Genomic DNA, 26769 nt, shown 5'->3' on the forward strand with positions numbered 1-26769 from the left:
CCATCCGTTCAGGGGCGGTGCACCGGGTTCGACAGCGTGCCAATACCAGGGACCTCGATCTGCACGGCGTCCCCATGCACAACGGAGGCGGACCGGTCGGGGGCGCCCATCAGGATAACGTCGCCCGGCAGCAGCGTGAAGACCTGGGAGACGAAGGACACCGTCTCGGCGACGGTGTGTTTGAGCAGGGCCGCCGTGCCCTTCTGGAAGACGTCACCGTTGATGAGCGACTCCACGGTGAATGTGGTCCAGTCATACTCGGTGTCGATGACCGGCCCGAGGGGGCAGAACGAGTCGAAGCCCTTGGCCCGGGTGAGGTGGCCGTCACGTTCCTGCAGGTCACGGGCGGTGACGTCGTTCGCAATCGTGTAGCCGAAGATAACGTCCTCTGCGTCGGCGACGGACACGTTCCGCGCGATCTTGCCGATCACGATCGCGAGTTCGCCCTCAACGTGCACGTTGCCCGACGACACCGGCAGCACGATCGCGTCGCCGGGGCCGACCACGGAGGTGTTCGGCTTGAGGAAGAATTTCGGCTCGCCAGCATCGGCGGCGGCCTGCTCTGCCTCGTCGGCGAAGTAGGACCACGCCATGCCGACGATCTTGGAGCGCGGAATCACCGGGGCGAGCAGCTTCACGTCGCGCAGGGCTACCCGCTGCCCCGTGGGGTCATACCCGGCGAACATCGGGTCGCCCTTGAGCACCACGATCTCGTCGTCATCGATGATGCCGAACGCAATGAGCCCATCGACGCTGAACCGCGCGATCTTCACGACTGTGCCGCCGGGGTGTCCAGGCGGGTGAGCCAGCCGTGGCGGTCGGGCAGCCGGCCGTACTGGATGTCAGTCAGCTCCTGACGCAGCGCCATCGTGATCTTGCCGGCGGGGGCATCCGGGTTGCCGATCGAGAGGTTCGGCCCCTTGAGCTGGGAGATCGGGGTGACGACGGCGGCCGTTCCGCAGGCGAATACCTCGGTGATGGCACCGGATGCCACACCGTCCTGCCATTCTCCGAGAGTCACGTCGCGCTCCTCCACGGTCAGGCCCCGGTCCCGGGCGAGCTGCAGGATGCTGTCCCGGGTGACGCCCTCCAGGATCGAACCGGTCAGGCGCGGGGTGACGAGCCTGTCGGTGCCGTGCACGAAGAACACGTTCATGCCGCCAAGCTCGTCGACGCGGCTGCTGGTCTCCCCGTCGAGGAAGAGCACCTGCGCGCATCCGTTGTCGTAGGCCTGCATCTGCGGCAGCAGGCTGGCGGCGTAGTTGCCACCGCATTTGGCGGCACCGGTGCCGCCGCGGCCGGCGCGCGAGTACTCGGTCGAGAGCCAGATCTTGATCGGCGCCACGCCATCGGCGAAATACGCTCCGGCCGGGCTGGCGATCACGTAGTAGCCCACCTGGTGCGCGGCCCGAACGCCGAGGAAGCTCTCGTTGGCGATCATGAAGGGGCGCAGATAGAGACTCGTCTCCGGCGCGGAGGGAACCCAATCGCCGTCGACGGCGATGATCTGCCGGATGGATTCGATGAAGTCGGCCACGGACAGCTCCGGCAGAGCCAGGCGGCGGCCCGAGCGCTGCAGACGCTCTGCGTTCTTCTCCGGGCGAAAGGTCCAGATCGACCCGTCGGAGTGGCGGTAGGCCTTCAGCCCCTCGAATATTTCCTGGCCGTAGTGCAGAACCGAGGAGGCAGGGTCGAGCTGCAGGGGCCCGTAGGGCATGACGCGGGCGTTATGCCAACCCTTGTTGATGGTCCAGTCGATGGCGACCATGTGATCGGTGAACTTCTTGCCGAAGCCGGGGTCGGCGAGGATCTCCTCGCGTTCGACCGCCGTGCGGGACTCCGTAGACGGCGTGAGGCTGAACGTCAACGGAAACGTGGTGGTGCCGGATGTCTGGCCGACCTGTGTCTGGCTCATTGCATTCCCTTGTCTGTCAGTCGAGTCACGATGGCGTCGCCCACGGCGCTGGTGCTCCGAGGGATTCCGAGAGCCGCACGGGCCACGATGTCGGCTGTCACGGCGGCACTCACCCGGGCTGCGGCATCGGTGAGACCGAGGTGCGCCAGGAGCAGCGCCACTGAAAGGATGGCCGCCGTGGGGTCAGCCACTTGTTTGCCCGCGATGTCCGGTGCCGAACCGTGTACCGGCTCGAACATGCTGGGGAACCTGCCCTCGGGGTTGATGTTCCCGGAGGCCGCGAGACCGATGCCACCGCTGATTGCCGCCGCGAGATCGGTGAGGATGTCGCCGAAGAGGTTGTCCGTGACGATGACGTCAAACCTACTCGGATTCGAGACCAGAAAAATCGTGGCCGCGTCGACGTGCAGGTAGTCGACCGTCACATCGGGGTATTCCGCCGCGACGGCGCTGACTATCCGCTGCCAGAGGCTGCCTGCGAAGACGAGCACATTCGTCTTGTGCACGAGGGTGAGGTGGCGGCGCGGCCGGCCCTGCGCCTTCTCGAACGCGTAGCGCACCACGCGCTCCACGCCGAAGGCCGTGTTGACGGAGACCTCATTGGCAACCTCGTGGGTGGTGCCTTGGCGGATAGCCCCGCCGTTGCCGACGTACGGGCCCTCCGTGCCTTCGCGAACGACGACGAAGTCGACGTTGCCTGGCGCCGCCAGCGGGCTGGGCACGCCGGGGAAGAGAACGCTCGGGCGCAGGTTCACGTAGTGGTCAAGTGAGAAGCGCAGCTTCAGCAGCAGACCCCGCTCGATATTCGCGTTGACGAGGCGCGGATCCCCCGGCACACCGCCGACGGCGCCGAGAAGGATGGCGTCGTGACTCGCTATCGCCGTCAGGTCCTCATCGGTGAGCACATCGCCAGTCTCCAGGAACCGTGCGGCACCCAGAGAGAACCAGGTTGCGTCGAAAGAGACGTCATCGGCCGCGGTGGCCGCTTCGAGAACTTTGACCGCTTCGGCGACGACCTCGGGGCCGATCCCGTCGCCGGGGATGACAGCGAGCTTGATGAGAGGGGACATTCGACTCCGTATGTCTGGAAGTTGGCTGTAGATAAACCCTACTGCGACGGATCGAGTGTCTAAGCTGGACAACTCCTGACAACCAACAGAAAGCAGTCCCGCATGAGTCTCGGATTGGGAATCTTCCTCCTCGTGGTCGGCGCCATCATGGTGTTTGCCCTCAACGTAACCGTCGAGTGGATGGACATCGAGCTGGTCGGCTACATCCTGATGGGCGCCGGTGCCGCCATCATGATCATCGGCATCGTGCTGCTGACCCGCAAGCGCAGCAGCGTGACCACGACCCGCAGCGCCGTCGACCCGGCCAGCGGCGAGCAGGTCACCTCGCAGAAGCGTTCCGTCGACGACGTCTGAGTCGTCTGAGTTCGCCGTCTTCGTGCCAGAGCCGGTGTCGATGAAGTTGTCGGCACGGGCTCTGGCGCGCCCGCCGACCCAGCGCCGCTCAGCCGATCAGGTGGCCTTGCGCAGGGTGACCAGTGCCACGAACGCCGCCGTCAGCACCAGGGCGGCCCCGATCCAGGCGGTGGGCCCGATTCCACTGGTGAAGGCCTCTCGAGCCGAGCCGAGCAACACCTCGGCCAGTCCGGAAGGCAATCCGTCGGCCACAGCCACCGCCCCGCCCAGCGTCTCTGCGGCCGCCGCGGACTGCTCCGCCGTGAGCGCTTCCGGCAGAACGACCGAACTGCGGTACGAAGCCGTCAGAATTGTGCCGAGAATGGTCGTGCCGAGAACGGCGCCCAGCTCGTACGCCGTTTCCCCGACAGCGGATGCCGCCCCCATCTTATCCGCCGGGGCGTTCGCCACGATCAGCTCGTTCGACACCGTCTCGGCCGCGCCGATGCCGATCCCGAGGGCCACGAAAACGAGTGCGATGCCGGTCGCATCGAGGTCGGCCCCGCCCAGCGCGGCGGCCGCGTAACCGCTGGCCGAAATAAGTAGCGCCACCGGAACGACGAGCCACGGACGCACGCGCCGGGCGATCGGCACGACCACGAGGCCAGACACGATCATGGCCACCAGCCCCGGCACAAGCACGAGGCCTGCCTCAAGCGGCGAGAGGGCCAGTACCAGCTGCAGGTACTGCGAAACGAAGAACAGCCCGCCGACGAGGGCCACCACACTGAGCAGATTCACGCCGATTGCCCCACTGAAGGCACCCTGGCGAAACAGTCCGAGGTCGATCATCGGGTGGGTCAACCGAGGCTGGCGGCGCACGAAGAGGATACCGGCGGCCAGGCCGAGCGCGATCGGCCCGACCGAGAAGGGCGTTGCTCCGTGCTCGGCCACGGCCTTGATGCCATAGACGACCGGCAGCATGGTCGCCAGGGAGAGCACGATACTCGGGGCATCGATGCGTCCGGGGTTCGGGTCGCGGGACTCCGGCACAAGCAGCGGCCCGAGAACCAGCAGCGGCACGAGCAGCGGCACGGCGAGCAGGAAGACGGACCCCCAGGCGAAGTGTTCCAGGAGAACGCCTCCCACCACGGGGCCGAGCGCACTGCCGGCGGCGAAACCGCTTGCCCAGATGGCGATCGCCAGCCGGCGCTGGTTGCGGTCGGTGAACACGGACCGCAGCAGCGACAGTGTCGGCGGCATCAGCATGGCGCCGAAGAATCCCAGCACGGCCCGATCGAAGATGAGCCACTCGATGCTTGGGGCGAAGGCCGCCACCACAGATACCAGGCCAAAACCCGCCGAACCGATCAAGAGCAGCAGCCGCCGCCCGATCCGGTCGCCCAGGCTGCCCATGGCCACCAGAAGGCCGGCGAGCATGAGCGGGTAGATGTCGATCACCCAGAGCAGCTGCGTGCCGGTGGGCCGCAGCGCTTCGGAGATGGCCGGCAGGGCGAGGTTGAGCACCGTGTTGTCGATCGAGACCAGAAGCACGGGCAGCATGAGCACGACGAGCGCCCACCACCGGCGGTGGGGGCTGATCACCGGGCTCAGGGCAACACTGGGGATGAAATCACGCACGGAATTCGACACGGTTACGACTGCTTTCGGCTTCAGAGACGGATGCTGTACCGTCCAGACGGTATAGTAGCACCATGACCTTCGACAGTGCAGCCCCGGCCACAGGGGCGCACCGCACCTCCCCCACGCGTGATCGCATCCTGGATGCGTTCGCGCAACTCCTCATCGACCAGGGCGAACGGGCGGCAACTCTTGACGCGGTTGCGGCGGCGGCCGCCCTTTCGAAGGGCGGTCTGCTCTATCACTTCGGCTCGAAGGACGCGCTCGTCGAGGGGCTCCTGGCCCGGCTCGACGCTCTCGTCGCCGACGATGTGGAGCGGATACGAGCGGCCCCGGCCGGAGCAATCGACTATCTCATCCGCACGTCGATGAGCGAGGGAACGGCGCTGGACCAGTCGATTGGTGCGGCCGTGCGGCTGGCTCAGGGGGCGCATCCGCTGGCCAATGCCGCCTTGGCCTCAACTCGGCGCCAGTGGCTGAGCGTCATCGAGGAAGCGGTGGGAGACCCGGACGTGGCCGAGGTGATCATGCTCGTCAGTGACGGGCTGTACTACGAATCCACCCTCGCGAGCCCCGGCCACCCCGCCGTCGACGACACATCGACGACGAGGCTGGACCGGTTGCTCGCGGTGATCGGTCGAATGACCGACGGAACCGCTATTCGGTGATGGAGATTTCGATCATGGCCTCCGCCGAGATCGCGTCGCGCACCTTCGCCAACAGGCTGGCCGGCACGGGCGAGTCGACCGTCAGCACGCTCAGCGCCTTGCCGCCGGCCACGTGGCGCGCGATCTGCATGCCGGCGATGTTGATCTCCGCGTCGCCGAACTCGCGGCCGTAGACGGCAACGATTCCCGGACGGTCCGTGTAGAGCATCACGATCAGGTGGTCGTCGAAGGGAACTTCGACGTCGTAGCCATTGATCTCGACGATCTTCTCGATCTGCTTGGAGCCGGTCAGGGTGCCGGACACCGAGACCTGCGAGCCGTCGGCCAGGGCGCCGCGCAGCGTGATGACGTTGCGGTACTCCGGCGATTCCTTATCGGTGATCATTCGCACGGCGACGCCGCGCTGCTCGGCGAGCAGCGGCGCGTTGACGTAGGACACGGTCTCGCTGACGACATTGGTGAAGATGCCCTTGAGCGCAGCCAGCCGAAGCACACTCACGTCGTATTCGGCGAGCTCTCCGCGAACCTCTACGTCGACGCTGGTCAGCGGGCTGTGGGCGCCGAGACCGGAGAACACCTGGCCGAGCTTTTCCACCAGCGGGATTCCGGGGCGCACGTACGGGTCGATGACACCGCCGGCCACGTTGACCGCATCGGGCACAAGCTCCCCGGACAGGGCGAGGCGCACCGACTTGGCAACCGAGACGCCGGCTTTTTCCTGGGCCTCGTCGGTAGACGCACCGAGGTGGGGCGTGGTGATGATGTTGTCGAGCCCGAGCAGCTTCGACCCGGTCGGCGGCTCGTTGACGAACACGTCGAGGCCGGCGCCAGCAATCGTTCCGGCCATGAGGGCGTCGTAAAGGTCGTCCTCGTTGATGAGACCGCCGCGAGCCACATTCACGACGAACGCGGTGGGCTTCATCAGCTTGAACTGTTCGGCGCCGATCATGCCGTTGGTCTCGGGAGTCTTGGGCATGTGGATGGTGATGAAGTCCGACTGCGCGAGGAGCTCGTCGAGGCTGACCGGGTGCACGCCGAGCTGCTGGGCGCGGGCCGAGGTGATGTAGGGGTCATAGGCGATGATGTTCGTGCCGAAGGCCTGCATCCGCGCCGCGATGAGGGCACCTATCCGACCGAGGCCGATGATGCCGATGGTCTTCTCGTAGAGCTCGACTCCGGTGTACTTGGAGCGCTTCCACTGTCCCTGGGCCAGGGCGCCGTGAGCGGCGGGGATGTGCCGGGCGAGGCTGATGATGTGACCGACGGTAAGTTCCGCTGCGGAAATAATGTTGGAGGTCGGGGCATTGACGACCATGACGCCCGCGGCCGTGGCCGCTTTAATGTCGACATTGTCGAGGCCGACACCCGCGCGGGCGATGACCTTCAGCAGGGGTGCAGCGGCGATTGCCTCGGCGTCCACCTTTGTGGCGGAGCGCACCAGCACGGCATGCGCAGTGGCCAGTTCGGCCAGTAGAGCGACTCGGTCGGTGCCATCTACGGAGCGAACCTCAAAGTCGGGCCCGAGGGCGTCGACGGTGGCAGGCGACAATTCTTCAGCGATAAGGACAACAGGTCTTGACACGAAAACGGATCCTCCAATAGCAGCAGCAGAAAACATGGCTTGCGCCGCGACCGTGGGGCGCCAGATAAAAGCACTCTATCGGCTGGAGAATGGGGTAATGAGCAGCGTTACGTTCCCTGACCTTCAGTTCGCCCTCCGTATCGTGCTGGCGGTGGTCTTCATCGGTGCCGGAATCACACACTTCGTTCCGCCCGTGGCACGCACAATGCGGGCGATGATCCCGCCACGACTGCGAACGACGGGGCTCCTCCGCCCTGCGAACCTCGTCATCCTCACCGGGGTCTTCGAGATCGCCGGCGGGCTCGGACTGCTCTACCCACCCACGATTGTGGCGGCCGGCGCCTGCCTGATCGTCTTTCTGGCGGCGGTCTTCCCGGCCAATGCGTTCGCCTCGCGCTACCCGGACCGCTTCGGCGTGGCCGCGCTTCCCCTCGTGCCGCGCCTGATCGGCCAGCTCGTGCTGATGGGCCTGATCGCTACCGCGATCATCTGAGCGCGCGTGAACGACCAATTCGACGGAGATTTTGACTCAAACACCCTTATATGAGCCCAAACAGGCTGTTTGGAGCGAAATCTCCGTCGAATTCGTTCGGGACGGGTTGCCGTTAGGCGCTCGGTGCTAGGCGAGCAGGCTGCCCGCGCCGAGGGTGAAGATGTTGGCGGCGATCACGGCGCTCAGGCAGATGCCCGCGAGGTACAGGGCCGCCTGTGGAAAGGGGCCGCGAAAGCGCCCGATCCACGCGGCGAACACGAAGACGACGAGCGGCCCCAGGATGCCGATGAGCAGAACAACGATCCCGAATCCGCTCAGCTGGGAATCGAGGCTCTGGGCCAGGATATTCAGACCGACGAGGTTGCCGACCCCCTCCCAGACGTCGTAGACGTAGAGGAGGCCGAACAATATCGCGATACCGGTCGAGACCCAGCGCGGCGTTCGCAGACGGGACACGGATCCGGACGCGGGCGTAGTCACAGGTGAATCGGTCATGCGATGACTCCCGGTCCGGAGACGAACGACAGTGGGACGAGCAGGATGACGCCGATCAGGAGCCAGCCGAACCGGGCTCGCGGGTGTGCGCGGGTGAGCCAGTACGTCACCGCGAACCACACCGCCGGCGCCGCCACGGCCAGCCACAGGCCGAGCGTGAACATGAACTCGGAGACCACGTCGGAGGTCGGGGTCTGGATGCGACCCGCGCCGATGAACCAGCCGATCGTGTAGAGCAGGTAGATTCCCCCGAAGATGCCCAGCGAGACCAGGGCCAGTGAGCTCGTGGCCGCACGGGTCGCGGCGGCGTCGGCCGCCGCCTGCGCCTCGACAGCGGATGCCGGACCGGTCACGGTCCATCCCTCCGGCGGTTCGCCCGAGCCGTCGGCCGCGGAGACACCGGCGGGGTCGGCACCGGGCGCCAGGACTGCTCCGGAAGCGGGCTCGGCGGGGCGGGCGTGCTCGGCGGCCCCGGCCTCGTCCCCGGAGACGAGTGTGGGGTCGTCGTCGCCGGCCCAGCCCAGGGCGTCGTCCCGGTCGCGTTCGGAGGGTCCAGAAGTCATCTGACCAGCGTACCGATCTGTCACACGGCTGCGGCGCACACTATCGGCTGATCACGACTTTCAGAGCTTTTGCTGACGGAGCCAGAGAAGGTGCGATCCCCCTTCGATATCTGGTCGCGCCGGAACCGCCGTGTGGCTTCCGTGTCGTCCGGAACCTTCTTCTGCGCCACGAGTTCCAGAAGCCTGGGCCGGGACATCCGCTGCGCCGCGGGGCGAACCCGACCACCATGAACGATGCGTCGCCCTAGATCCCGTCGGGGCCGGTCGATCATGCCGTTCCGGACTTGCCTGGCGTAACTGCTTGCGGAATCGCCGGCCGCGATCAGGTGACCGGAAACCTTCCTCGGCAGGTCGTTCACCTCATGGCACCAGCGAGGCTGGCACCGCCGGCGTGTCAACGCCCCAGGCAGAATCGCCTACGATTGCCGTTGGCGGAGCCTGTCTGGCCGCGCGGAGGGCAGCGACGGCGGCCCGGGTCATCCGCTGGGGACTATGCCAGACAGCTTCATCGGGCAGGGCAAGCAACCGAAGGCATACCCTGGTCCACCGGCACTCTCAATACGGCAGCGGGACCGATCGAGTAGATCGGCCCCGCTGGTCGTACGCGCGTGAGTGTTAGCGCGCGGCTTCGCCGTCGATGTAGTCGTCGTCGGCAGAGGCGTTCCAGGCGAACAGCTTGCGCAGCTCGCGGCCGGTGGCTTCGATCGGGTGCTCTTCGCCCTTCTTGCGCAGGGCCAGGAACTCCGGTGCCCCTGCGTCCTGGTCCTCGATGAAGCGGGCCGCGAAGGCACCGTTCTGAATGTCGGCGAGAACGGCCTTCATGTTCTCCTTCACGTGGGCGTCGATGACGCGCGGGCCGGAGACGTAGTCGCCGTACTCGGCGGTGTCGGAGACGCTCCAACGCTGCTTGGCGATGCCGCCCTCCCACATCAGGTCGACGATGAGCTTGAGCTCGTGCAGCACCTCGAAGTAGGCAACCTGCGGCTGGTAGCCGGCCTCGGTGAGAACCTCGAAGCCGTACTGGATCAGCTGCGACGCGCCACCGCAGAGAACGGCCTGCTCACCGAACAGGTCGGTTTCGGTCTCTTCGGTGAAGGTGGTCTTGATGCCGGCGGCACGCAGGCCACCGATAGCCTTGGCGTAGCTCAGAGTGAGCGGCCAGGCGGCGCCCGACGCATCCTTCTCCACGGCGACGATCACGGGAACGCCTCGGCCGGCCTCGTACTCGCGGCGCACAGTGTGGCCCGGTCCCTTGGGGGCGACCATGACGACGTCGATGCCCTCGGGGGCCGTGATGTAGCCGAAGCGAATGTTGAAGCCGTGTCCGAAGACGAGGGCCTTGCCCGCGGCGAGGTTCGGCAGTACGTCGTCGGCGAACAGGTGACGCTGCACCTGGTCGGGCGCCAGAATGACGATGACGTCGGCCCAGGCGGACGCCTCGGCGGTGCTGAGAACTGTGAAGCCGGCTTCTTCGGCCTTGGCCTTGGACTTCGAGCCCTCCTTGAGGCCGATGACGACCTCGACACCCGAGTCGCGCAGGTTCTGCGCGTGCGCGTGACCCTGAGAGCCGTAGCCGACGACGGCTACCTTCTTGCCCTGGATGATCGAGAGGTCTGCGTCTTTGTCGTAGTAAATCTCAGACACGAGTAAATGTTCTCCTTGTTGTTGTAAGCGGTTATGGAGCTTTAGTTTTTGAAGACGCGCTCGCTGATCGATTTCGACCCTCGGCCGATGGCAAGCAGGCCGGACTGGGCGATTTCCTTGATCCCGTAGGGCTCGAGCACGCGCAGCAGCGCCTGGGTCTTGCCGGAGTCTCCGGTGACCTCGATCACGACTGCGTCAACGGACACGTCGACGACGCGGGCCCGGAACAGGGTCACGGCTTCGAGCACCATCGACCGGGTCGTGTTGTCGGCGCGCACCTTGACGAGCAGGTGTTCGCGCTGCACTGACTGGGCCGGGTCGAGTTCGACGATCTTAATGACGTTGATCAGCTTGTTCAGCTGCTTGGTCACCTGTTCCAGCGGTGCGTCTTCGACATCGACGAGGATCGTGATGCGGGAGAGCCCGGGGACCTCGGTGTGCCCGACCGCCAGGCTCTCGATATTGAAGCCGCGGCGGGCGAAAAGGCCGGCGACTCGGGTGAGCAGGCCGGGCTTGTCCTCGACGAGGAGGCTCAGAACGTGGGTGCTCACGGGTTATTCCTCTTCCCAAGTCGGCGCGTGGTCTTTGGCGTACTGCACATAGCTGTTACTGACGCCCTGCGGCACCATCGGCCAGACCATGGCGTCCCGGCTCACGATGAAGTCGATCACCACAGGGCGGTCATTGGTCGCCAGCGCCAGCTTGATGGCGTCGTCGACCTGGTCGGGACTGGTGACCCGGATGGCGAGGGCACCATAGGCCTCCGACAGCTTCACGAAGTCCGGCACCATGGCAGAGCCGTGGCCGGTGTGCAGGTCGGTGAAGGAGTGCCGTCCGTCGTAGAACAGGGTCTGCCACTGGCGCACCATTCCCAGCGAGGAGTTGTTGATGATGGCGACCTTGATCGGGATGTTGTTGATCGTGCAGGTTGCCAGTTCCTGATTGGTCATCTGGAAGCATCCGTCACCGTCGATCGACCAGACCACGCGGTCAGGTTCGGCCACCTTTGCACCCATCGCAGCGGGAATGGAGTAGCCCATCGTTCCGGCTCCGCCTGAGTTGAGCCACGAGTTGGGGCGTTCGTATTTGATGAACTGGGCAGCCCACATCTGGTGCTGGCCGACGCCGGCCGCGTAGACCGCTTCCGGCCCGGTCAACTCACCGATGCGTTGGATCACGAATTGCGGGCTCATCAAGCCGTCGGTGGGCTCGGAGTAGCCCAGCGGGAACTCCTCGCGCAGCCCCTTGAGGTAGGTCCACCACGCATCGATATCGGGCGTCGTGGTCGTGACGGCGGCCGCGTATGCCGCCGTGAGGTCGGCAAGGACGTCCTTGGCGTCACCGACGATGGGCACGTCCGCAGCGCGGATCTTGCCGATCTCGGCCGGGTCCACATCGACGTGCACGATCGTGGCGTGTGGTGCGAACTCGGAGACCTTGCCGGTGACGCGGTCGTCGAAGCGGGCGCCGAGGGCGATGATCAGATCGGCCTCCTGCAGTGCGAGCACCGCGGACACCGTGCCGTGCATCCCGGGCATACCCAAGTGCTGGTCGTGCGAATCGGGGAACGCGCCCCGCGCCATCAGCGTGGTGACAACGGGCGTCTTGCTCAGTTCGGCGAACGCGAGCAGTTCTTCCGACGCGCGGGCACGGATGACGCCGCCTCCCACATAGAGAACGGGCTTCTTGGCCTCGGCGAGCAGCTGGGCCGCGGCCAGAACCTGTTTGCCGTGGGCCTTGGTGACCGGACGGTAGCCAGGCAGGTCGAGCTTGGGCGGCCAGATGAACGGGGCGCTCTTCTGCTGGGCGTCCTTCGTGATGTCCACCAGCACCGGTCCTGGTCGGCCGGTGGACGCGATCAGGTGCGCCGACGCGATGGCCGCGGGGATGTCCTCGGGTCGCTTGACCAGGAAGGAGTGCTTCGTGATCGGCATGGTGATGCCGACGATGTCTGCCTCCTGAAAGGCATCCGTGCCCATCAGGGTGGAGAAGACCTGGCCGGTGATGCAGAGAATCGGCACCGAGTCCATGTAGGCGTCGGCGATGGCGGTGACCAGGTTGGTCGCGCCGGGGCCGGACGTGGCGATCGCCACCCCGACGCGGTTGCTCGCCGAGGCGTAGCCTTCCGCGGCGTGACCGGCGCCCTGCTCGTGGCGCACCAGGATGTGCCGGATGCCGGTCTGACTCATCAGCTCATCGTAAAGCGGGATGACGGCGCCGCCCGGCAGCCCGAAGACGTCCGTGACGCCCAGCAGTTCCAGCGACTTGATGATCGCGCCGGACCCGGTGAGAATTTCGGGCGTACCGGAGTCTGTGCCCGAGGCAGGCACGGCAGGCGAGGGCGACGGTGATGGCACGGGGGTTTCCGCGGTCATGTGATCTCAGTCCCTAATTCGATTTCGATGACGGATGGTGATCTAGCCCGTGACGGCGCCGACGGCCGCAGACTGAACCAGCTTCGAATACTTTGCGAGAACGCCCCGGGTGTAGCGCGGGGGCAGAGGTGCCCAGCCAACACTCCGGGCGGCCAGCTCATCAGGGTCGACCAGTAGGTCGAGCGTGCGAGCTGCGATATCGACCCGTATGAGATCACCATCGCGCACGAAGGCGATTGGACCTGCGTCCACCGCTTCGGGTGCTATATGGCCGATGCACAGTCCGGTTGTGCCGCCTGAGAATCGACCGTCCGTTAAGAGTAGTACATCGGCGCCGAGCCCGGCGCCCTTGATGGCGGCGGTGATCGAGAGCATCTCCCGCATTCCGGGTCCGCCCTTCGGACCCTCGTAGCGGATGACGACGACGTCGCCCTTCTGGATCTCCCCCAGAGTGAGCGCGTCCATGGCCGCGCGCTCGCGTTCGAACACGCGAGCGGGTCCCTCGAAGATGTCGGAGTCGAAGCCGGCGGTCTTGACGACGGCACCCTCGGGAGCGATCGAGCCCTTGAGGATGGTGATTCCGCCGCTGGCGTGGATGGGGTTGTCGAGGGTGCGCAGCACCGTGCCGTCGAGCTCGGGCGGGTCGATTTCGGCGAGGTTCTCGGCCACGGTCTTGCCGGTCACGGTGAGTGCGTCGCCGTGGATCAGGCCGGCCTCGAGCAGGGCCCGCATCACGGCCGGCACGCCGCCGTGACGGTCGACGTCGTTCATGACGTACTTGCCGAACGGCTTGAGGTCGCCGATGTGAGGCACCTTGTCGCCGATGCGGTTGAAGTCGTCGAGGGTGAGCTCGACCTCGGCTTCGTTCGCGATGGCAAGCAGGTGCAGCACCACGTTGGTGGAGCCGCCGAACGCCATCGCCACGGCGATCGCGTTCTCGAAGGCCTTGCGAGTCAGGATGTCCCTGGCTGTGATCCCGAGCCGCAGCAGGTTGACGACGGCCTCGCCGGAGCGGTGCGCGTAGTAGTCCCGGCGGCGGTCGGCGGAGGCCGGGGAGGCCGAGCCGGGCAGGCTCATGCCGAGGGCCTCGGCCACGCTGGCCATGGTGTTGGCGGTGTACATGCCGCCGCAGGCACCCTCGCCGGGGGCGAAGGCGCACTCGATGCGTTTGGCGTCGGCCAAGGACATCCGCCCGGCCTTGACGGCGCCGACCGCTTCAAAGGAGTCAATGATGGTGATGTCTTTTTCGGTGCCGTCGGAGAGTTTGACCCAGCCGGGGGCGATCGAACCGGCGTAGAGGAAGACGCTGGCCAGGTCGAGGCGGGCCGCGGCCATCAGCATGCCCGGGAGCGATTTGTCGCAGCCGGCGAGCAGCACGGAGCCGTCGAGACGCTCGGCCTGCATGACGACCTCCACCGAGTCGGCGATGACCTCACGGGAAACGAGGGAGAAGTGCATACCCTCGTGGCCCATTGAAATGCCGTCGGAGACCGAAATGGTGCCGAATTGCAACGGATAGCCGCCGCCGCCGTGCACGCCTTCCTTGGCGGCCTGCGCGAGGCGGTCAAGGGAGAGGTTGCAGGGCGTGATCTCGTTCCACGAACTGGCGATGCCGATCTGGGGCTTGTCCCAGTCTGCGTCCCCCATACCGACGGCCCGGAGCATCCCACGCGAGGTGGTGGCTTCGATTCCGTCGGTGACGTCGCGGCTGCGAGGCTTCATGTCGATCTCAGTCATGCACTGAGTCTAGAACGTCCGCTGAGGGCGGAACGTCGTCAGGGGCTCACGCCCCTGCGGCGGCCTCCCGCTCCGCGGCGACGGCCGCTCGGGAGTCGGCGATCAGGCCCAGCACCAGTGGAACGTCTTCCGGGCCGCGCACGCGGTAGCCGGCGAGCGAATCGCCCGCCCCGATCTTGAGGCCGACGTCGCCGGGCCGCAGCACCGCGAAGGCGTCCTCGTCGGTGGTGTCGTCGCCGGCGTAGAAGACCTGGTCGGCGCCCGTGTGCCGACGCAGCCGCTCGAGGGCATCCCCTTTAGTACTCGAGCGCACCGCGAATTCGAGCACGTCCTTGCCGCCGCGCACCGTCAGGCCGGGCAGCAGCGCGCCCAGCTCCTCGCGCGCGGCCTTCTGTGCGGCCGCCGCGTTCCGGGGTGTCGCCAGCCTGGTGTGCAGGGCGAGGCCGGCCGGCTTGCGTTCGATCCAGGTTCCGTCGACGCTACCGGAAATGCGCTCGAGCACCCGGGCGAGGGCATCGAGCTGTTCGAGTTCCGCGGTGATCAGGTCGAGTTCGATCTCGGGGGTGTCCAGCTGCACCTCGATCCCGTGCGAACCGGTGAGGAGAACGTCGGTCTGCGGCTGCGACACGTGCTGCAGGCTGACCAGCGCCCGGCCGGAGACGAACGCGACGCGCACGCCGTCGAGGTCCAGCAGGCGTTGCACGGCCTCTCGAGTGCCTGGCACGGCACGCGCGTCCTCGGGCTTGTCGACGTGCGGGGCGAGCGTCCCGTCGAAGTCGAGGGCCACCAGGATGCTGTCGGCCCGGCTGAGATCCTTCAGCGCACCGGCCAGTGTGTCGGGAATACCGGGACGCACGGCGGCTCCCTCGGTCAGGGTGCGGAGGAAGGACGAGGACCAGGCGGCGACGTCGTTGTCGAACACCTTGCGGCGGAGGGCGCGCATCCGTCGGAGCCGTTCTTGACGGGGCATCGCCACGGCCCGGAGGATGGCGGCCTTGACCCCGTCGATGTCGTGCGGGTTGATCAGCACAGCCTGCTTGAGCTCGTCGGCGGCACCGGCGAATTCGCTCAGCACGAGCACGCCGTCACGGTCGAAGCGCACGGCCACGTACTCCTTGGCGACGAGGTTCATGCCGTCGCGGAGCGCGGTCACCAGCATCACGTCGGCGGCGAGGTAAAGCGCCACCATCTCCTCGCGCGGGTAGCCGTGGTGGTGGTAGCTGATGGCGGTGTGGCTGATCGTGGAGAAGTCACCGTTAAGGCGGCCGACGGCGAGTTCGATCTCATCGCGTAGGGCGATGTAGGGGCCGACGCGTTCGCGGGACGGGCTGGCGACCTGCACCAGGGTGACGTCTTCCACGCTCAGGCTGCCGTCGGCGAGCAGCTCGCCGAACGCCTTGATGCGGTGGGCGATGCCCTTGGTGTAGTCGAGCCGGTCCACACCCAGCATGATCGTCTTCGGGTTGCCGAGGTCTTCCCTGATCTGGCGCGCCCGCTCCTGGATCTCGGGGCGCCGCGCCAGCTCCTCATAGGAAGCAGCGTCGATGGAGATCGGGAAATGCTTGGCGATTACGCGGCGGTGCTTACCGTCGGCGGCGGGGACGTCGATGGCGACGCCGCGGGTCGGGTAGCCGTAGAGGCGGCGCACGGCGCGGGAGAAATTGCCGGCGTCGGCGAGGCGCTGGAAACCGATCAGGTCGGCACCCAGCAGGCCGTCGAGGATCTGCTTGCGCCAGGGCAGCTGGGCATAGATCCCGTAGGGAGGGAAGGGAATGTGGTTGAAGAAGCCGATCACGAGGTCGGGACGCGCGTCGCGCAGCATCCGTGGCACGAGCTGCAACTGGTAGTCGTGCACCCACACCGTGGCCCCGGGAGCGGCGGCGGATGCGGCGGCGTCGGCGAAGCGGCGGTTCACCCGCACATAGGCCTCCCACCATTCGCGGTGGAAGCGTGGCGGGGCGATCACGTCGTGGTAGAGCGGCCAGATCGTGTCGTTGGAGAACCCTTCGTAGTACTCCTCCAATTCCGACTCGCTGAGCCGAACGGGGACGATGGAGATGCCGTCGTTCTCGAACGGCTCGAAGGTGCGGTCGGCAATGCCCGGCCAGCCCACCCAGGCTCCGTCGGAGCTGCGCATCATGGGTTCGAGAGCGGTGACCAGACCGCCGGGCGAGGTGCGCCAACTCTCGGTTCCGTCGTCGGCTACCTCGATCTCGACCGGGAGTCGGTTGGAGACGACGACGAGGGAATAGGTCGGGCTCGCGTCAGCGGATGCCGTTGTTTCGGCTGCAGGAGAAATGGGATCGTCCGTTCCGGCGGGCGCAGTGCGCGACCACCTTGCTGATCTCCTCAGGGTATCAGCGGGTCGGAAATGTGTGCCTGGCGGGCCTTTCAGTGACGCCCAGTCGGCGTGGTGACAACTTTGAGGTTTCGCGCGTATTTTGACCGTTGGATGGTGTTGCGCGGTGGCGTGACCCCCGAGACCTGTTCGATCAAAGGCGGACCCATGGACCTGAGTTTTCTGCTGAGCTGGGTGATGATCGTGCTCGCGACCATCAGCCTCATAACCTTCGTTTCGTTGTCCCTGGTGGTGCGGGCGGTGTACAAACGCATTCGCCGGAGTCGTTCCCTGCACCGTGCGGTGCTGCGTTCGCGCGCCCGCATCAGTTGGGGTCCGAAGCACGAGGTTCTGAAGCTGCAGTTGCGGCTGACGGACTCCCTCGACAGCGGCCAGGCAGCCGTCGACTTGGCGCGGCGTAGCCAGGGACCGCTCGGCGAGCTGCCCCGGCTCTTTCGGCGGATTGCGTGTGAGGGCGTGGCACTGCAATCGCAGCTGCGACTGCTGACGAGCGAGACCGATCCCGCTGTGCTCGCCGAGATGTTGCCGGCGGCCGGCGCCCGCGTGGACCAGGTGGCCCAGGTGGTGCGCCGGCTGCGCTCCGCGGTCTCGGCCGGGCTCGGCGACCTCACCGATGACACCCTGACGACGCTGCACTCCGACGTAGAGCTAGAAGTTGCCGCGCTTCGAGCCGGTGTTGATGAACTGCGCAGCCTCAACGGCAACGACGGGTCCCGCGTTCCGCGTGGGACCGAGTCCGGCAACCACCTCAGTAGAAAGAGTGCATCATGAGCTTCACCTCGCGGCTGCGCGTCATTCTCCGCAGCAAGTCCGACAGGGCCCTGACCCGGCTGGAGGACCCCCGCGAGGCCCTCGACGACAGCTATGAGCAGCAGTTGAAGATGCTCCAGCAGGTGCGTCACGGCCTGGCCGAGGTCGCCACGGCGAAGAAGCGCATAGAGCTCCTGGGGCAGGAGATGGGCGGCCGCTACCGGCGGCTGGCCGACCAGGCCCAGGAGGCTGTCAACCAGGGCCGGGACGACCTGGCCCGCACGGCATTGGAACGACGCTCACTGCTCGAGGGCCAGGTGGCAGGAATCCGTGAGCAGTACCTCGCGTTGGTTCAGCAGCAGTCTCAGCTGCAGGAGAATGAGCGGCGCCTGACCGAACGGATCGCCGTCTTCCGCACGGAGAAGGAGACGATGAAGGCCACCTACGCCGCCTCCCAGGCACGGGTGAAGGCCAACGAGGGCACGGCGGGACTCGGCTCCGAGATCACCGATGCCGGCGCCGGCCTGGATCGGGCCAGGGACCGGGTAGCCCAGATGCGGGCGCGCGCGGCCGCCACCGACGAACTGCTGTCCAGCGGCGCTCTACACGATGTCACGGCCGCGCCAGACTCCGACCTCGAGCGGCAGCTGTCGGCCGGTGCGACGAAAGCGGATGTCGACCGGCAGCTTCAGGCGATGAAAGATGTCCGCACCGGCGACGGGGGCCGCGGCACCGGCTCCGGTTCTGACACTCGAGCAGGCACCGACGCCCGCGGAGGCTCCGGCTCCTGGTTGAGCATCGGCGAGGGCCCGACCGCCCTCTGACCCGGGTCGTCGAACCAATTCGACGGAGATTTTGACGGAAACTTCCATTTCCGGGACATCCGGGGCCGTTTCCAGCATATTCTCCGTCGATTTTGTTCAGGCGGACCCGTTCAGGGCGAGGTAGCGGAGGCCCGCGTCAGCGGCGGCCCCGGGTCAGCCGCGCACCTGCGCCAGACCGAACGAGCGGGCACCTCGCCGCCTCGCGACGGTCGCGTACGAGGCCAGCACGCTCACCAGCGCGAAGATCATCAGGATGGCCGCAGGCCCGCCAGCGCCGCCGTCTCCCCCGGACACGATGGCCTGCATGCCCTGCACCGCCCAGGTCAGCGGCAGGTACGGGCTGATCAACTGGAACGGCGTGGACACCAGTTCGATCGGGTAGAGCCCGCCCACCGCAGTGAGCTGTAGCGCGAGCAACACGAGGGAGACCACGATTCCAACCCGACCGAAGGCGGCTGTGAGGAAGTGGTGCACCGCAGCGAACACGAAGGCAAGGAACACGGCGAAGGCCAGCGTGGCGGGAAGCAGCGACCACGCGACCCCCAGGGTGCTGTGCAGCAGCAGGACAACGACCACGGCCTGGGCGGCGGCGATGCCGAACGCGCGGCCGAGGCTGCGGGCCACGAGGCCGCCCGTCGATGCGGTCGATGCCAGTGCGATCGCCGACAGCGGCTTCATGACCAGGACGATGGCGAGCGCGCCGATCCAGAGCCCGATCGGAACGAAGACCATCCCGATCACCGGGCCGATCGACGCGAACGCGTTGTCGCGCTCCGTGGTGATGCCGACCGGTTCGGATACCACCGCCGAAGTGACGACCGGGTCGGTGTCGGTGAGTGGGGCCGCGCTGTCGGCGCCGTCCCGCAGCCCGCCGGCGAGTTCGGCCGCACCCGTTTCGAGCAGCCGAGCACCTGTGGCTGCATCCGTTGTTCCGGTGGCCAGCTGCGAGAGTCCGGTGGAGATACCCGCGACTCCAGTGGCGAGCTCACCGGCGCCGCCGCGCAGATCACCGCCACCGGCCGCGAGAAGGCTTGCACCGGTGGCGCTCTGGGACACACCATCGAGCACGCCCTGGATCCCTGGACCGGCCTGGCGGATACCGGGGCTCTGCGCGGCTAGGGCGTCCAGCCCACCCTGAATCTCCAGCAGGGCCGGCGCGTAGTCGGCAACGCGAGGGTCGCTCTGCATGGCGGCGTTCAGCTCGCTGAATCCGTCGGCGGTGGCCTGTACCCCGGCCGCGTAGGCCGGCAGTCCAGTGGCGAGCGGGGCCAGCCCGGCCGCGCCTCTGTTCAGTTGGGTCAGGCCGTCGCTGAGACCGGTGACGCCCTGGGTGTACTCGGTCACGCCGGAAGAGAACGTGGCGGCGCCGGTCGCGGCCGTCGAGGCTCCGGAGGCTGCGGCGGCCGTGCCGCCGGCCAGCGAATCCAGCCCAGTGACCACGCCGGAGACACCGGTCGAGACCTGAGCGGCGCCATCCGCAGCCTGGGTCAGCGATTCCCCCAACCCGGCCAAGTTCGTGTACAGCCCGTTCAGGTACTGCGCGGTGATCTCCCGGCCGAAGGCTCCCGACATGGCTGTGCCCACTGACTGGGCCACCGATCCGGCCAAGAACGAGTGCGCGTCATCCGTGCGGATGTCCAGGTTCGCCTGAACGGGCGCGGTGCCACCCAGCGAGGTCACCGACGACGAGAAGTCCTCCGGGATCGTGAGCACCGCGTAGGCGTCGCCGGCGGCCAGGGCCGCTGCGGCATCCGTGGAGTTGGAGATCGTCCAGTCGAACCCAGTTGCGGCAGACCCGTCACCGGACGGCTTGGTGAGTTCGGTCACCAGCAGTCGGCCGGCCAACACGGGCTGCTCAGTGCCGTCGGGGAGCGTCGTGGTGACGATTTCGTCGTTGTTGACGACGATCGCCGGCAGGGTGTCCACGCGCTGGTCGGCGGTCGCCAGGGCGCCGGCGAAGAGGCCGGCCACCGTGAGCGGCACCACGATCAGGCCGGCCAGAAGGGCCCCAACGGTCCATCGGCGCTCCCCGGGCGTGCGGCTGAAGAGTTTCTCGAGCCTGGTACTCATCGCTGCAGGGCCTTTCGGTCAGAAGTGACTTTGTCGATGGAACTTTGGGCACGGGAGTCGAGGTGGAGGGCCTGCAGGGGGCGGGCGCCGCCATGGGCCGGGGCGGCATTCGGGAAGGACGCTGCGCCGATGATCACGGTGGTCGATGCCGGGGCGAGGGCGGCCAGCACCTGCACGAGGTCGCGCCCCGTCGGGTCGCCGGGCAGCCCCTCGCCGAGGTCGACGATGACGACGCCCGGGTTCTCGGTGAGCGCCGCGGCCACGAGCACGGCGGCCCGCTCGAGGGCGGAGAGCGAGGACACGCTCGCGCCTGGCCGGAGCGGGCCGGCTGCGTGGTCGCCCCGGCCGCGGCCGAGCGCCACGTTAAGGCGCTCGACCCAACCGGTGATAAGTGAACGCCGAGACCCGGCCCGGTACCACGGATGCGCCAGGTCCAGCCGTTCGGCAAGCAACTCCCCCACGGTCAGGCCGTTGTCACGGCTGTCGCCCACGTCGGCGAGCGCCACCATCCTGAGGGCGCGGGCACGTTCGGACGGCAGCGGGGCACCCTGCACCTGGAGGCGGCCGAACACTGGGTCGAGCCGGCCGGCCAATGTGGCGGCGACGACGCGGCGGCGGGTGGCTGAGCCGGTCATCATGACGACGGTTCCGGCGTCGACAGTCAGATCGAACGGGCCGAATGGGCTCTCAGGCAAACCGAAGACCGTCGCCTCAGCCGTGATGGCGCGAGTCTCACCAGTGGCCCACTCCTTGTCGGCCAGGTGCTGGCGCAATCCCTCACCCTCGATGTCCACGTTGGGAAGGATGCGGGAGAGCCAGCGTGGAAGCCACCAGGCGGCGTCGCCGGCGAGGGCCATGGCGGCCGGGACCAAAGTCATCCGCACCAGGAAAGCGTCAAGGAAGACTCCGATGGCGAGCGCGAAGGCGATGCCCTTGATCGGCCCGGTGCCTTCGGGCACGAACGCGAAGAACACGAAGAACATGATCAACGCGGCGGCGGTCACGACCCGGGCAGCGTGAGAGAACCCGTGCACAACGGATTCCCGGGCCAGGCCGGTCTTCACGAACTCCTCCCGCATACCCGAGACGAGGAACACCTCATAGTCCATGGCGAGACCGAAGAGCACGGCCATCAGAAGGATGGGCAGGAAGCTGAGGATCGGTCCGGGGGTCTCCACCCCGAGCAGGTCGGAGAACCAACCCCACTGGAAGATCGCCACGGTGGCGCCGATCGACGCGGCCACCGACAGCAGGAAGCCGAGGGCCGCCTTGATCGGCACGAAGATCGAGCGGAAAACCATGGTCAGCAGGATGATCGAGAGTCCGACCACGATCAGGGCGAACGGCACGAGCGCGTTGCTGAGGCGGTTGGAGATGTCGATCGACACCGCAGTCGCACCAGTGACGGTGATAGGGGTGCCCAGATCGTCATCAATCGACGGGGCGAGATCGCGGATGGCCTGTACGAGCGCCTTGGTCTCGGGTGCGCTCGGTGCGCTCTTGGGCATGACCTGGATGATGGCGGTGTCAACGGTCGGGTTCGGGGTTCCCTGACCCACGAACGCTACGTCGGGCAGGGTGCGCAGTTCCGCGCCGATGGTGTCGAGGTCCCCGAAGATATCCGTGGTCTGGGTGATGTCGACGACGACGATGAGCGGACCGTTATAGCCCGGGCCGAAGCCCTCTTCGAGCATGGTGAACGCCTCGCGCTGCGTCGAATCGGCCGGCTCGGACGCCCCGTCGGGGAGGTTCAAGTCAAGGCTGAGGGCCGGGATCGCCAGCGTTCCGAGCACGCCCACAACCAGAAGTACGGCCACGATCGGCGCCTTGAGCACAAGGTTCACCCAACGGTGGCCGAGCGTGGGGCGGCCGGTGTCGGGTCGGGTGGCGCGGCGGTGAGCGCGACTGCCGTCCTTGGGCGTGAGGCGCCCCTTGGCAAGGCCGAGCACGGCCGGAAGCAGCGTGACGGCCACGAAGATCGAGATCAGCACGGCGAAGGCCGCGCCGAGCCCCATCACACTCAGGAACGGGATCCCCACCACAAGCAGCCCGAGCAGGGCGATGATCACGGTGATCCCGGCGAAGACGACGGCGCTGCCGGCGGTGGCCACGGCCGAGGCCGCCGAGTCGTGCGGTTCGACCCCGTTGGCGAGCTGAGTTCGGTGCCGCGACAGGATGAAGAGCGCGTAGTCGATTCCGACGGCGAGCCCGAGCATCAGGGCGAGCATGGGCGCCGTGCTCGAGACGGGCACGAATGCGGAGATCACGGTGATGCCGCCGATGGCGACGCCCACCCCGATCAGGGCCATCAGAAGCGGCATCCCGGCGGAGATCAGCGAGCCGAACGTGATCACGAGCACCACGCCGGCGAAGATCAGGCCGAGCACCTCGGAGATGGTGATGCCGAAAGTGTTCTCCTGGAACACCTGGCCGCCGAAGGCGACCTCGAGGCCGACGTCCTCGGCGATGTCCCGAGTACCGGTCACACTCGCCAGGGTTTCCTCGGTGACGTCGGTCGACAGGCCCGACAACTGCACCTGGCTAAAGGCACTCGCCGTGTCGTCCGAGACGGCACCCGACGCGTATTCGTCGAATGGCGTCAGCACCGAATCCACGCCGGCAACATCCGCGAGCTCGGCCGCCATGTCGACGATGGCCGTGCGGTAGGGCTCGTCGTTGACGGATGCCCCGTCCGGCGCCGAGTAGACGACCTGCACGGCGGCGCCCGCGGCCTGCGGGAAGACCTCCCCGAGCTTGTCGATGGACTCCTGTGATTCGGTACCGGGGATCGCGTAGGACTCTTGGGTTTGGCCGCCAAGGGCGACCCCGACTCCGAGGATCCCGATCAGCAGCAGTGCCCAGATGCCGATCACCAGGCCTGCGCGCCGGTAGGCGAAGTGGCCGATTCGATAGAGGAGGGTTGCCATGGGTGCTACTTCCGGGACGGGGTGGTGCGAACGGTGACGGGGGCAAGCAGTTCGGTGACGACGGCCAGCAGAGCCGGACGAATCTCGTCGACCGGGGCGATCTCTTCGCCGAGAAATGTCATTCCCGCGACGAGAGTGTAGGCGGCACCGCCGAGGGCAATACCGAAACGGATGCGGTCCTCCGTGCTGGCCTCACCGTGGCAGAGAGTGTCGGACAGCCGCACGATCAGTACGCCCGCCCGGTCGATCACAGGAATGCCGCGCAGCGACTGGGATTGGTTGATGAAGGTGTGCAGCTCGAGTCGAAACTCGAGGATGAAGTCAATGAAGTCGTTCACAAACCGTCGCCGGCTCTCGACGGTCTCAGCTGTGGCGAGGAACCGTTCGAGAATGGCTTCCAACCGGTCGATGGCCGGGGTGAGCACCTCCTCGAGCAGAGCCTCCTTGGAGGCGAAGTGGTAGAGCACGCTCGACTTCGAGTAGCCGGCTGCGTCGGCGATCTGCTGCAACGACGTGCCCGCGAAGCCGACGGAGGCGAATTGATCCAACGCTGTCGCCCGCAGTTCGCCACTGGCACTCGGTCGGGCGGTCGCTGGCGTGGGAACGGATGCATCTGAGGTCACCCGGCTACGCTAGCTGACCGATCGGTCAGATCCTGTCCGATCGGTCAGATTGTCGGGAAACACGCAGCCGGGGGTTATCCGGGTTAACGTGAGTACTGGAGGTCTACATGCGAAAGTTCGTTTTCAGCAGTGCAATGATCGGCGTACTCGCCGGTGGATGGAACATCCTGCGCGCCACCCGTACCGGTCCACGCGACTGGCGTCTGGCGTTGATGTGGATCGGCTGGCTGCTCAGCAGCGCCGTGGCCATCGGCACGGTCATCCAGGATGCCGACGACCGCCAGATCGAGACCTAACTCGCCCCGCGCCCGGCGTGTCAGCGGGGCTCGGCACCCGGGCAGCGGCACACTGAGAAGACTACGGGCATGATCGCCGAAAGGGGCTCCCTATGTTTGGTCGTCGACGTCGCGTCGCACCGGTTGCACCGGTCAGTCCCCCGCCCGTTCCTGAGCTCAGCGATGCCCAGGTTTTCGAACTCCTGCACTCTCAGATCTCCCGTCTGGTCGGCCCGCAGGGTCAGTGGACCCTGGTCCCCCGGAGTGCCGACGACACCGACGTGATCTTCCACGGTCTGAAGGCTCACCAAATCTCGTCCTCCCTCGCGAACGTGCTACGCGCAGCGACCGCCGTGCTGCGCGGCGAGGTCACCGCCGAACCCACGGCCCTGCCCTTCACCCCGGCCCCTATCTCCGTGTGGGCCGAACCCGAGCGATCCTTTCTACCTACTTCCGTGCCTGCATCCGTTCCGACGACATCGGTGACGCTACCGCGCTTCTCCTCCGCAGAGTCTCTCGAGTCAAAGGTTCACGCCCGGCTCGTTGCCTGACCTGCCTCAGCGCTCAGTCTCCCGACGCATGTGTTGGATCGCGGCGATCGCTCTAGCTTGCGCCGAGCTCCGGAGGATGCCCCGCGACGCGTCCGAATACAGTCAGCACGGGCAGCAACCTTCCCTGCGGCCTGGCCTCCGGATTTCAGGGTTGTCCGCCTGCTGGGCAGTGCGATCTCGCGGCCCAGGTTATGGATCGCGGCGGATGTTCTCTCCTGCGCCTGCTTCCCGAAGGTGCGCCGCGACCCGCAGATGGGTTGCACGAGCGGCACGGCAACTGCAAAGTGCTTCCAGGCGCTCAGCGCCGAGAGCCGGTTCGCGACCCTGTTTCGCCTCGGCAGCGTGAAACGGCCCGAGACTCGCGCGGCGAAGATGGCGACCCACGTCTACGTGCTCGAGCGCGGAGACAGCCTCCACCCCGAAACCCCCGGCAACGGCCATCCCCACCATCTCCGGGACCGTGGTCGGGGATGGGCATCTATAGAGTTCCGTCGAATTCTTTGTAGGTCTCCTCCGAGATCGGGTTGCCGCGGAATTCTAGATTGAAGAACATGACTGCCAGCACCCGCCTTGCCCGCACCCCGGCACCCCGCACCCTGAGCGTTCGCGATTTAGCGCAGATCGCCATCTTCGCCGCCCTGATCGCCGCGCTCGGTCTCCCCGGCGCCCTGAGCATCGGGGCGGTGGCCGTGCCGATCACCTTCCAGACCCTCGGCGTCATGCTGGCCGGAGCCGTTCTCGGGGCGCGCAAGGGTTTCTTCGCCGTTCTCCTCCTGCTCTCCCTCGTCGCGGCGGGCCTGCCGCTGCTCTCCGGTGGGCGCGGCGGCATCGTGTGGTTCACCACCTCACCCTCGGCCGGCTACCTTTACGGCTGGCTGCTGGGCGTCCTGGTCATCGGATACCTGACCAGCCTCCTTCTCCCGCGCTACCGGCTCTGGGCGGCGCTGGGCGCCACCGCCCTCGGCGGCATCGTCGTGGTCTATCTGGTCGGCGTGCCCGTCACCGCGATCAACCTGGGCCTGCCGATCTGGGTCGCACTCGTCGACTCCGCAAAGTTCCTGCCCGGCGACTTGGTCAAGGTGGTCGTGACCGTGCTGGTAGCCCGCCAGGTGCACAAGGCCTACCCGGGGCTGATCCCCAGTCGCCGTCGCGCCGAAGGCACCGCCACCACCGGAGCAGTCACCACCGCGTCATGAGCACGATCGACTTCGACGACGTCTCTCATGCTTTCGGCGAACGGATGGTGCTGCGGGGCATCCGTCTGCACCTCACCGAACAGCGCATTGGCATCGTCGGGGCGAATGGCTCCGGCAAGTCCACGCTGGTGCGCCTGATCAACGGTCTGATCAAGCCAGACAGGGGCACTGTGACGGTCGACGGCCTCGACGTGGCTCGGAACGCCAAGGCGGTGCGTCGGCAAGTCGGCTTCATCTTCACCAACCCGGACAATCAGATCGTGATGCCCACCGTCGCCGAAGACGTGGCCTTCACCCTGCGACGGCGCGGGCTGACCCCGATCCAGATCGCGACCCGCACGCAGGCCGCGCTCGAGCGTTTCGGGCTCGATCAGCACGCCGACCACCCGGCCCACCGACTGTCGGGCGGTCAGAAACAGCTGCTCGCCCTCGCAGCCGTGCTCGTGGCGGAACCCGCGATCGTGGTCGCCGACGAACCAACCACTCTGCTCGACGCCCGCAATTCCAGGCGCATCACGGAGCTCCTGCTCGGCCTGAGCCAGCAGGTCGTCGTGGTGACCCACCAGCTCGACCTACTCGCGGACTTCGACCGAGTGATCGTGATCGAAGACGGCCAAGTGGTTGCCGACGATTCCCCGGCTGCCGCGCTCAGCGCCTACCGGGGGCTTCTGGCATGAG

Annotated in this window: 25 protein-coding genes; 10 read left to right on the forward strand and 15 right to left on the reverse strand. The window is 66.9% G+C overall.

The genetic code is table 11. From position 1 onward, the window contains the following. Window positions 1–8 precede the first annotated feature (8 nt). The 3 genes from E3O65_RS04470 to E3O65_RS04480 are packed head-to-tail and all read right to left on the reverse strand — an operon-like array spanning window position 9 to window position 2985. Complete coding sequence (locus E3O65_RS04470; RefSeq protein ID WP_134362514.1) at window positions 9–773, reverse strand: fumarylacetoacetate hydrolase family protein; 765 nt, start codon at window positions 771–773, stop codon at window positions 9–11. After that, window positions 770–1915: a branched-chain amino acid aminotransferase gene (locus E3O65_RS04475; protein WP_134362515.1), complete on the reverse strand. Its 1146-nt coding sequence runs from the start codon at window positions 1913–1915 to the stop codon at window positions 770–772. The genes E3O65_RS04470 and E3O65_RS04475 overlap by 4 nt, the downstream gene beginning before the upstream one ends. Beyond that, window positions 1912–2985 (reverse strand): 3-isopropylmalate dehydrogenase, encoded by a 1074-nt coding sequence (locus E3O65_RS04480; RefSeq protein ID WP_134362516.1) that lies wholly within the window; start codon window positions 2983–2985, stop codon window positions 1912–1914. Before E3O65_RS04480 ends, E3O65_RS04475 begins: the two co-directional genes overlap by 4 nt. 102 nt (window positions 2986–3087) lie before the next feature. Here E3O65_RS04480 and E3O65_RS04485 point away from each other — a divergent pair, with 102 nt between their 5' ends. Further along, window positions 3088–3339 (forward strand): DUF6458 family protein, encoded by a 252-nt coding sequence (locus E3O65_RS04485; protein WP_134362517.1) that lies wholly within the window; start codon window positions 3088–3090, stop codon window positions 3337–3339. 96 nt (window positions 3340–3435) lie between these two features. On the opposite strand, the gene E3O65_RS04490 is transcribed toward E3O65_RS04485, so the two are convergent. Next, window positions 3436–4959: an MFS transporter gene (locus E3O65_RS04490; RefSeq protein ID WP_241985684.1), complete on the reverse strand. Its 1524-nt coding sequence runs from the start codon at window positions 4957–4959 to the stop codon at window positions 3436–3438. A 74-nt stretch (window positions 4960–5033) separates the two neighbouring features. Here E3O65_RS04490 and E3O65_RS04495 point away from each other — a divergent pair, with 74 nt between their 5' ends. Further along, a complete protein-coding gene (locus E3O65_RS04495) occupies window positions 5034–5627 on the forward strand; it encodes a TetR/AcrR family transcriptional regulator (protein WP_134362518.1) in 594 nt (197 codons plus the stop codon). Here E3O65_RS04495 and serA read toward each other — a convergent pair. After that, complete coding sequence (gene serA, locus E3O65_RS04500) at window positions 5617–7209, reverse strand: phosphoglycerate dehydrogenase (protein WP_134362519.1); 1593 nt, start codon at window positions 7207–7209, stop codon at window positions 5617–5619. The genes E3O65_RS04495 and serA overlap by 11 nt on opposite strands. A gap of 97 nt (window positions 7210–7306) precedes the next feature. Here serA and E3O65_RS04505 point away from each other — a divergent pair, with 97 nt between their 5' ends. Further along, on the forward strand, window positions 7307–7702 hold the full coding sequence (locus E3O65_RS04505; RefSeq protein ID WP_134362520.1) for a DoxX family protein: 396 nt from the start codon (window positions 7307–7309) through the stop codon (window positions 7700–7702). Window positions 7703–7828: 126 nt separating this feature from the next. Here the strand turns inward: E3O65_RS04505 and E3O65_RS04510 are convergent, their stop codons facing one another. The 7 genes from E3O65_RS04510 to E3O65_RS04540 all read right to left on the reverse strand — a co-directional run bounded on the left by E3O65_RS04510 (window position 7829) and on the right by E3O65_RS04540 (window position 16815). Beyond that, complete coding sequence (locus tag E3O65_RS04510; RefSeq protein WP_134362521.1) at window positions 7829–8197, reverse strand: hypothetical protein; 369 nt, start codon at window positions 8195–8197, stop codon at window positions 7829–7831. Beyond that, window positions 8194–8760, reverse strand: a complete 567-nt coding sequence (locus tag E3O65_RS04515; RefSeq protein WP_134362522.1) for a DNA polymerase III subunit gamma/tau — start codon at window positions 8758–8760, stop codon at window positions 8194–8196. Before E3O65_RS04515 ends, E3O65_RS04510 begins: the two co-directional genes overlap by 4 nt. A gap of 615 nt (window positions 8761–9375) precedes the next feature. After that, the gene (gene ilvC, locus E3O65_RS04520; protein ID WP_338419170.1) at window positions 9376–10476 is read right to left on the reverse strand and encodes a ketol-acid reductoisomerase; all 1101 of its coding nucleotides are present in this window, start codon (window positions 10474–10476) and stop codon (window positions 9376–9378) included. Continuing rightward, entirely contained in the window at window positions 10446–10955 is a 510-nt protein-coding gene (ilvN, locus tag E3O65_RS04525) for an acetolactate synthase small subunit (protein WP_134362524.1), read from the reverse strand. Before ilvN ends, ilvC begins: the two co-directional genes overlap by 31 nt. Before the next feature lie 3 nt (window positions 10956–10958). Continuing rightward, window positions 10959–12779, reverse strand: a complete 1821-nt coding sequence (locus E3O65_RS04530) for an acetolactate synthase large subunit (protein WP_134362525.1) — start codon at window positions 12777–12779, stop codon at window positions 10959–10961. A 42-nt stretch (window positions 12780–12821) separates the two neighbouring features. Then, the gene (gene ilvD, locus E3O65_RS04535) at window positions 12822–14516 is read right to left on the reverse strand and encodes a dihydroxy-acid dehydratase (RefSeq protein WP_134362526.1); all 1695 of its coding nucleotides are present in this window, start codon (window positions 14514–14516) and stop codon (window positions 12822–12824) included. Window positions 14517–14562: 46 nt separating this feature from the next. Beyond that, the gene (locus E3O65_RS04540) at window positions 14563–16815 is read right to left on the reverse strand and encodes a bifunctional alpha,alpha-trehalose-phosphate synthase (UDP-forming)/trehalose-phosphatase (RefSeq protein WP_134362615.1); all 2253 of its coding nucleotides are present in this window, start codon (window positions 16813–16815) and stop codon (window positions 14563–14565) included. A 207-nt stretch (window positions 16816–17022) separates the two neighbouring features. Between E3O65_RS04540 and E3O65_RS04545 the strand changes: the two genes are divergently transcribed. Together E3O65_RS04545 and E3O65_RS04550 are read left to right on the forward strand one after the other, a co-directional pair. Next, window positions 17023–17646 carry a hypothetical protein gene (locus tag E3O65_RS04545; protein ID WP_166785635.1) on the forward strand — a complete coding sequence of 208 codons (624 nt, stop codon included), beginning with the start codon at window positions 17023–17025 and terminating at the stop codon, window positions 17644–17646. Continuing rightward, the gene (locus tag E3O65_RS04550; RefSeq protein ID WP_134362528.1) at window positions 17643–18449 is read left to right on the forward strand and encodes a PspA/IM30 family protein; all 807 of its coding nucleotides are present in this window, start codon (window positions 17643–17645) and stop codon (window positions 18447–18449) included. Before E3O65_RS04545 ends, E3O65_RS04550 begins: the two co-directional genes overlap by 4 nt. Window positions 18450–18602: 153 nt before the next feature. Here the strand turns inward: E3O65_RS04550 and E3O65_RS04555 are convergent, their stop codons facing one another. The 3 genes from E3O65_RS04555 to E3O65_RS04565 are packed head-to-tail and all read right to left on the reverse strand — an operon-like array spanning window position 18603 to window position 24069. Then, window positions 18603–20519 carry a YhgE/Pip family protein gene (locus E3O65_RS04555; RefSeq protein ID WP_134362529.1) on the reverse strand — a complete coding sequence of 639 codons (1917 nt, stop codon included), beginning with the start codon at window positions 20517–20519 and terminating at the stop codon, window positions 18603–18605. After that, window positions 20516–23446 carry an MMPL family transporter gene (locus tag E3O65_RS04560; protein ID WP_181446281.1) on the reverse strand — a complete coding sequence of 977 codons (2931 nt, stop codon included), beginning with the start codon at window positions 23444–23446 and terminating at the stop codon, window positions 20516–20518. Before E3O65_RS04560 ends, E3O65_RS04555 begins: the two co-directional genes overlap by 4 nt. A 5-nt stretch (window positions 23447–23451) precedes the next feature. Continuing rightward, window positions 23452–24069: a TetR/AcrR family transcriptional regulator gene (locus E3O65_RS04565; RefSeq protein WP_134362530.1), complete on the reverse strand. Its 618-nt coding sequence runs from the start codon at window positions 24067–24069 to the stop codon at window positions 23452–23454. 107 nt (window positions 24070–24176) lie between these two features. Here E3O65_RS04565 and E3O65_RS04570 point away from each other — a divergent pair, with 107 nt between their 5' ends. From E3O65_RS04570 to E3O65_RS04590, 5 genes are all read left to right on the forward strand, one after another. Continuing rightward, complete coding sequence (locus tag E3O65_RS04570) at window positions 24177–24365, forward strand: hypothetical protein (RefSeq protein ID WP_134362531.1); 189 nt, start codon at window positions 24177–24179, stop codon at window positions 24363–24365. 92 nt (window positions 24366–24457) lie between these two features. Next, window positions 24458–24895 carry a hypothetical protein gene (locus E3O65_RS04575; protein WP_134362532.1) on the forward strand — a complete coding sequence of 146 codons (438 nt, stop codon included), beginning with the start codon at window positions 24458–24460 and terminating at the stop codon, window positions 24893–24895. A gap of 252 nt (window positions 24896–25147) precedes the next feature. Next, window positions 25148–25441 (forward strand): YdeI/OmpD-associated family protein, encoded by a 294-nt coding sequence (locus tag E3O65_RS04580; protein WP_134362616.1) that lies wholly within the window; start codon window positions 25148–25150, stop codon window positions 25439–25441. A 5-nt stretch (window positions 25442–25446) separates the two neighbouring features. Next, window positions 25447–26091 (forward strand): biotin transporter BioY, encoded by a 645-nt coding sequence (locus E3O65_RS04585; RefSeq protein ID WP_134362533.1) that lies wholly within the window; start codon window positions 25447–25449, stop codon window positions 26089–26091. After that, window positions 26088–26768, forward strand: a complete 681-nt coding sequence (locus tag E3O65_RS04590; protein WP_134362534.1) for an energy-coupling factor ABC transporter ATP-binding protein — start codon at window positions 26088–26090, stop codon at window positions 26766–26768. Before E3O65_RS04585 ends, E3O65_RS04590 begins: the two co-directional genes overlap by 4 nt. Window position 26769: the final 1 nt, after the last annotated feature.

This window comes from Cryobacterium breve, assembly GCF_004402375.1.
GTDB lineage: Bacteria > Actinomycetota > Actinomycetes > Actinomycetales > Microbacteriaceae > Cryobacterium > Cryobacterium breve.

What these genes read in the sequence shown, in the direction of transcription:
- E3O65_RS04475 (WP_134362515.1), bottom strand. Translation starts at nt 1,915, where the DNA reads ATGAGCCAGACACAGGTCGGCCAGACATCCGGCACCACCACGTTTCCG.
- E3O65_RS04480 (WP_134362516.1), bottom strand. Translation starts at nt 2,985, where the DNA reads ATGTCCCCTCTCATCAAGCTCGCTGTCATCCCCGGCGACGGGATCGGC.
- E3O65_RS04485 (WP_134362517.1), top strand. Translation starts at nt 3,088, where the DNA reads ATGAGTCTCGGATTGGGAATCTTCCTCCTCGTGGTCGGCGCCATCATG.
- E3O65_RS04495 (WP_134362518.1), top strand. Translation starts at nt 5,034, where the DNA reads ATGACCTTCGACAGTGCAGCCCCGGCCACAGGGGCGCACCGCACCTCC.
- E3O65_RS04505 (WP_134362520.1), top strand. Translation starts at nt 7,307, where the DNA reads ATGAGCAGCGTTACGTTCCCTGACCTTCAGTTCGCCCTCCGTATCGTG.
- E3O65_RS04510 (WP_134362521.1), bottom strand. Translation starts at nt 8,197, where the DNA reads ATGACCGATTCACCTGTGACTACGCCCGCGTCCGGATCCGTGTCCCGT.
- E3O65_RS04515 (WP_134362522.1), bottom strand. Translation starts at nt 8,760, where the DNA reads ATGACTTCTGGACCCTCCGAACGCGACCGGGACGACGCCCTGGGCTGG.
- E3O65_RS04530 (WP_134362525.1), bottom strand. Translation starts at nt 12,779, where the DNA reads ATGACCGCGGAAACCCCCGTGCCATCACCGTCGCCCTCGCCTGCCGTG.
- ilvD (WP_134362526.1), bottom strand. Translation starts at nt 14,516, where the DNA reads ATGACTGAGATCGACATGAAGCCTCGCAGCCGCGACGTCACCGACGGA.
- E3O65_RS04545 (WP_166785635.1), top strand. Translation starts at nt 17,023, where the DNA reads ATGGACCTGAGTTTTCTGCTGAGCTGGGTGATGATCGTGCTCGCGACC.
- E3O65_RS04550 (WP_134362528.1), top strand. Translation starts at nt 17,643, where the DNA reads ATGAGCTTCACCTCGCGGCTGCGCGTCATTCTCCGCAGCAAGTCCGAC.
- E3O65_RS04555 (WP_134362529.1), bottom strand. Translation starts at nt 20,519, where the DNA reads ATGAGTACCAGGCTCGAGAAACTCTTCAGCCGCACGCCCGGGGAGCGC.
- E3O65_RS04560 (WP_181446281.1), bottom strand. Translation starts at nt 23,446, where the DNA reads ATGGCAACCCTCCTCTATCGAATCGGCCACTTCGCCTACCGGCGCGCA.
- E3O65_RS04570 (WP_134362531.1), top strand. Translation starts at nt 24,177, where the DNA reads ATGCGAAAGTTCGTTTTCAGCAGTGCAATGATCGGCGTACTCGCCGGT.
- E3O65_RS04575 (WP_134362532.1), top strand. Translation starts at nt 24,458, where the DNA reads ATGTTTGGTCGTCGACGTCGCGTCGCACCGGTTGCACCGGTCAGTCCC.
- E3O65_RS04580 (WP_134362616.1), top strand. Translation starts at nt 25,148, where the DNA reads ATGGGTTGCACGAGCGGCACGGCAACTGCAAAGTGCTTCCAGGCGCTC.
- E3O65_RS04585 (WP_134362533.1), top strand. Translation starts at nt 25,447, where the DNA reads ATGACTGCCAGCACCCGCCTTGCCCGCACCCCGGCACCCCGCACCCTG.
- E3O65_RS04590 (WP_134362534.1), top strand. Translation starts at nt 26,088, where the DNA reads ATGAGCACGATCGACTTCGACGACGTCTCTCATGCTTTCGGCGAACGG.